A 5,143-nucleotide genomic window follows, 5' to 3' on the forward strand; every position below is an offset into this window, starting at 1 on the left:
CGTCCGGATGTCGGGGGTGGGGGGCGGGTGATCGGGGGGTGAAGGTGTTGCGCGGCCTGGACCTGTGACGGCGGGGTTCGGCGGTCCTGGCGGCGGCCGAAAACCACGCACCACTAGCATGGTGCCCACTTCTCAGCCGTCCCACCGGAACCGAGGACGGTACCGGCAGGGGGACGCATCCAGACATGACGGGGAATCAGATGGCAGGGGATCACCCTACGCCGGGGGCAGGCGAAACGCCTGGCAGCGGTCCGCAGGACAACCGGGGCGTCTCGTTCGGGCGCCCGCCAGGCGGCGGTGTGGATCCGGCCGCCGTCGCGGACCAGAGGACTCAGCTGGACGGCTCGGCCGTCCCGGGGCAGGCCGGCCCGCCGCCCGCCCAGCCGCCGGCACCACCCGCCCAGCCGCCCGTCGGCGGTGGCGAGTACGTGCCGTACGTGCCGACCTCGGCCGCGTTCCCCAGCCAGGCCCCGCCGCCGCCCGCCGCCGCACCGGTCGGTCCGTACGACCCGGTGCCCGGTGCCCCGTACGTCGCCCCGGACGCCGGGCAGGGCTACAACACCGGCGGCTACAACTACCCGCAGCAGCAGCCCGGGTACAGCTACCCCGGCGCTCCCGTCCCGCCCAAGCAGCGCAACCCCGTGATGCTGTGGGGCGGGATCATCGGCGGCGTGCTGGCGATCGCGATCGTGGTCGCCCTGGTCGTGCTGCTCAAGGAGCCCGACCACAACCCCACGGCGGGCCCCACCGACACCACCAGCGCCGGCCCTGACAACAACAACAGCCCCGCGCCCGGCCCCGGCCCCAAGGGCGCCGGCTTCACCGTCGCCTGGAACGCCCCCAAGGGCGCCAACACGGACAGCGCGAACCAGATGCTCGGCGTCTGGGGCACTGACAAGTTCGCCATCCGCGTCGACAGCAGCGGCATCAAGGCCTACAACCTGACGGACGGCAAGGAAGCCTGGACCATCCCCGTCCCGGCCGGCAGCAAGGAGATGTGCACCGCCTCGTACGGGGCCAACTCCAAGAACATCGCCGCCGTCTCCTTCAACACCGGTGACAGCGACTGCTCCACCGTCGGCGCCGTCGACCTCGCCCAGGGCAAGCTGCTCTGGAGCGTCAAGGTCTCGGCCGACCGGATGTCCTCCCCGACGCTGAGCGTCACCGAGAACGTGGTCGCCATCGGCGGCAACGCGGTCGGCGCCCTCAACATCGCCAACGGCCAGCCGGCCTGGCAGTACCAGCCGCGCGACAAGGACTGCTCCGTGCGCGGCCGCACCGCCGGCAACCAGATCGCGGTCAGCGACCGCTGCTACGGCGGCAGCGGCCCGAAGTCGCAGCTCGTCATCGTGAACGCCGACACCGGCAAGGCGGCCAGCACGCCCATCACCCTGACCGGCAGCATCGAAGAGGTCGACCAGGTCGTCCAAGACAAGCCGCTCGTCCTGCTGATGTCCAGCGGCCCGCAGGGCGACTACGTCCTGCCGTTCGACAAGGACAACAAGCCGGGCACCCAGATGTCCGTCAAGGAGCCCGGCTCGGACAGCCTGCGCCTGTCCGGCCAGGACGAGGCCCTCACCCGCAACGTCGTCAGCGGCTCCACCCTGTACGTCCAGGTCAGCGGCACCAAGCCGGGCATCAACGCCTACGACCTGAACACCGGCAAGCGCCTGTGGGCGGCCACCACGTCCTCGTCCAGCAACGACATGCGCCTGGTGTCCGGCACCGACAAGGACGGCAAGATCCGCGCCGTCGTCGAGCAGGGCTACGACAAGCCGGCCCGCCTCGTGACGCTCTCGCCGACCGACGGCTCGATGACCGACATCGGCACCATCGCGATGCCGAACGGCCTCGACATCGGCAGCAGCACCTCCGAGTACCTGATCTCGGACGACGGCAGCGCGGTGTACGCCTTCCGTCGCTACAGCTCCTCGGACGGTCCGCTGACCAAGTGGAAGAAGTGACGCCGGGGGACATTTCCCCTCGACGCGGCTGACGCGGGCGGGGCGGGCACGGGCAAACGGCCCGGGCCCGCCCCGCCTGCGATTATTCGGCGGGCCCGTCCGTTGGACATGCGAGGATTCGCACCATCAGCCCGACAAAGGAGTGCAGCGAGTGCCCGGCACAAACCTGACCCGCGAGGAGGCCCGCACCCGGGCCGACCTTCTCCACGTGGACGCGTACGACATCGAGCTCGACCTCGGTTCGGCCCGCGAAGGAGGCACCTTCCGGTCCACCACCGTGGTCCGGTTCACCGCCACCACGCCCGGCGCGGACACCTTCATCGACCTCGTCGCCCCGAGCGTCGAGGAGATCACCCTCAACGGCGCGCCGCTCGACCCGGCCAGCTTCGCCGACAGCCGTATCCCGCTGCCGAACCTGGCCGCCGAGAACGAGCTGCGGGTCGTCGCCGACTGCGCGTACACCAACACCGGTGAGGGCCTGCACCGGTTCGTCGACCCGGTCGACGGCGAGACCTACCTGTACACCCAGTTCGAGGTGCCGGACGCCCGCCGCGTCTTCGCCAGCTTCGAACAGCCCGACCTGAAGGCCGCGTTCACGTTCACCGTGACCGCCCCCACCGGCTGGGTCGTGGTCTCCAACTCGCCGACCCCGGAGCCGGTCGGCGACGGTGACACCCGGGTCTGGAAGTTCGAGCCCACCGGCCGGATCTCCAGCTACATCACCGCGCTGATCGCCGGCCCGTACGTCGGCGTCTTCGACAGCTACGAGAACGGCGAGCAGAAGGTGCCGCTCGGCGTCTACTGCCGGCCCTCGCTGCGCGAGTTCCTGGACCCGGAGGCCATCTTCGCGGTCACCAAGCAGGGCTTCGACTACTTCCAGGAGAAGTTCGACTTCCCCTACCCGTTCGCGAAGTACGACCAGCTGTTCGTCCCGGAGTTCAACGCCGGTGCGATGGAGAACGCGGGCGCCGTCACCCTGCGCGACCAGTACGTGTTCCGCTCCAAGGTCACCGACGCCGCGTACGAGTCCCGTGCCGCGACGATCCTGCACGAGCTCGCCCACATGTGGTTCGGCGACCTCGTCACCATGGAGTGGTGGAACGACCTCTGGCTGAACGAGTCGTTCGCGACCTTCGCCGAGGCCGTCTGCCAGGCCGAGGCCCCCGGCTCCAAGTGGCCCCACTCCTGGACCACCTTCGCCAACCAGATGAAGACCTGGGCCTACCGGCAGGACCAACTGCCCTCCACCCACCCGATCATGGCCGACATCAACGACCTGGAGGACGTCCAGGTCAACTTCGACGGCATCACCTACGCCAAGGGCGCCTCGGTGCTCAAGCAGCTGGTGGCCTACGTCGGCCAGGACGCCTTCTTCCAGGGCGTGCAGGCCTACTTCAAGCGCCACGCCTGGGGCAACACCCGGCTCAGCGACCTGCTCGGCGCCCTGGAGGAAGCCAGCGGCCGCGACCTCAAGGCCTGGTCCAAGTCCTGGCTGGAGACCGCCGGCATCAACGTGCTGCGGCCCTCGCTGGTGCTGAACACCGACGGCGAGATCGAGTCCTTCACCGTCCTGCAGGAAGCCCCCGCGCTGCCCGCCGGCGCCAAGGGCGAGGCCGTGCTGCGGCCGCACCGCATCGCCATCGGCCTGTACGAGCTCAACGGCGACTCGCTGGTGCGGACGGACCGGATCGAGCTGGACGTCGACGGCCCGCGCACCGAGGTGCCGGAGCTGGTCGGACGTCACCGGCCGGCCGTCGTGCTGCTCAACGACGACGACCTCTCCTACGCCAAGATCCGGCTCGACGAGGACTCGCTGGCCGTCGTCACCGAGAACCTCGGCGGCTTCACCGACTCGCTGCCGCGCGCGCTGTGCTGGGCCTCCGCCTGGGACATGACCCGCGACGGCGAACTCGCCGCCCGCGACTACCTGTCGCTCGCGCTCTCCGGCATCGGCCGCGAGTCCGACATCGGCGTCGTGCAGTCCGTGCAGCGCCAGGTCAAGCTCGCCCTCGACGCGTACGCCGACCCGGACTGGCGCGAGCAGGGCCTCGACCTCTGGGCCGCCGCCGCCGAGGAACACCTGCGCGCCGCCGAACCCGGCAGCGACCACCAGCTGGCCTGGGCCCGCACCCTCGCCGCGGTCGCCCGCACGGACGGTCAGCTCGGGCTGCTCGCCGGGCTGCTGGACGGCTCGGTCGAGATCAAGGGCCTCGCCGTCGACACCGAGCTGCGCTGGACCCTGCTGGTGCGGCTCGCCGCCACCGGGCGGGCCGACGAAGCCCGCATCGCGGAGGAGCTGGAGCGGGACAACACCGCGGCCGGCCAGGAGCACGCGGCCACCTGCCGCGCCGCCCGGCCGACCGTCGAGGCCAAGGCCGAGGCCTGGGCGTCGGTGGTGGAGTCGGACAAGCTGACCAACTACGTGCAGGAGGCCGTGATCGCCGGCTTCCAGCAGTCCGACCAGCGGGAGCTGCTCGCCCCGTACGCGGCGAAGTACTTCGCGGCGGTCAAGGGCGTCTGGGAGACCCGCAGCCACGAGATCTCGCAGCAGATCATCGTCGGGCTGTACCCCGGCCTGCAGGTGTCGGTCGCGACCCTGGAGGCCACCGACGCGTGGCTGGCCTCGGCCGAGCCGGCGCCGGCGCTGCGGCGGCAGGTCGTCGAGGCGCGGGCCGGGGTCGAGCGTGCGCTCAAGGCGCAGGAGGCCGACCGGGCGGCGGGCAGCCGCTGACGCCGGGTAACCGGTAACCGGTAACCGGGTAGCACGAAGGGGCGTCGGACGGGATCGTCCGGCGCCCCTTCGGGGTCGTGCGGGTCCAGGTGGACGCGGCGGTTACTTCTTCTTGCCCTTGCCGTACGGCAGGCCGGCCAGACCGGCGATCACCGCGAAGGCGACGAGCGGAAGAAACACGTACAGGCCGAGGGTCTGGCCGACACTCAGGCCGGCACCGGGGTCGTCACCGTCGTCCCTGGTGAAGGCCATGGCGGGCGACGACAGCAGCATCATCAGCGTGACCGTTGCGGAGACCGCGCCGGCTCGCAAAGCGTTCCTCTTGTCCACGTTTCCAACTTACCCGCCGCTTATGGGAGGGCGCGCGTCGGGGTCCGCCTGGAGGCTGTCTCTTATACACATCTCCGAGCCCACGAGACAGGCAGAAATCTCGTATGCCGTCTTCTGC

Annotated in this window: 3 protein-coding genes; 2 read left to right on the plus strand and 1 reads right to left on the minus strand. The window is 70.6% G+C overall.

What is annotated here, in order from left to right:
* Positions 1 to 299 precede the first annotated feature (299 nt).
* The gene (locus tag OP86_RS32020; protein WP_030261155.1) at positions 300 to 1,964 is read left to right on the plus strand and encodes an outer membrane protein assembly factor BamB family protein; all 1,665 of its coding nucleotides are present in this window, start codon (positions 300 to 302) and stop codon (positions 1,962 to 1,964) included.
* A gap of 151 nt (positions 1,965 to 2,115) precedes the next feature.
* Positions 2,116 to 4,695 carry an aminopeptidase N gene (gene pepN, locus OP86_RS32025; RefSeq protein ID WP_030261158.1) on the plus strand — a complete coding sequence of 860 codons (2,580 nt, stop codon included), beginning with the start codon at positions 2,116 to 2,118 and terminating at the stop codon, positions 4,693 to 4,695.
* Positions 4,696 to 4,797: 102 nt separating this feature from the next.
* On the opposite strand, the gene OP86_RS32030 is transcribed toward pepN, so the two are convergent.
* Positions 4,798 to 5,025, minus strand: a complete 228-nt coding sequence (locus OP86_RS32030; protein ID WP_030062611.1) for a hypothetical protein — start codon at positions 5,023 to 5,025, stop codon at positions 4,798 to 4,800.
* Between the last annotated feature and the right edge of the window lie 118 nt (positions 5,026 to 5,143).

The sequence above is a fragment of the Streptomyces novaecaesareae genome, assembly GCF_000716875.1.
Lineage (GTDB): Bacteria > Actinomycetota > Actinomycetes > Streptomycetales > Streptomycetaceae > Kitasatospora > Kitasatospora novaecaesareae.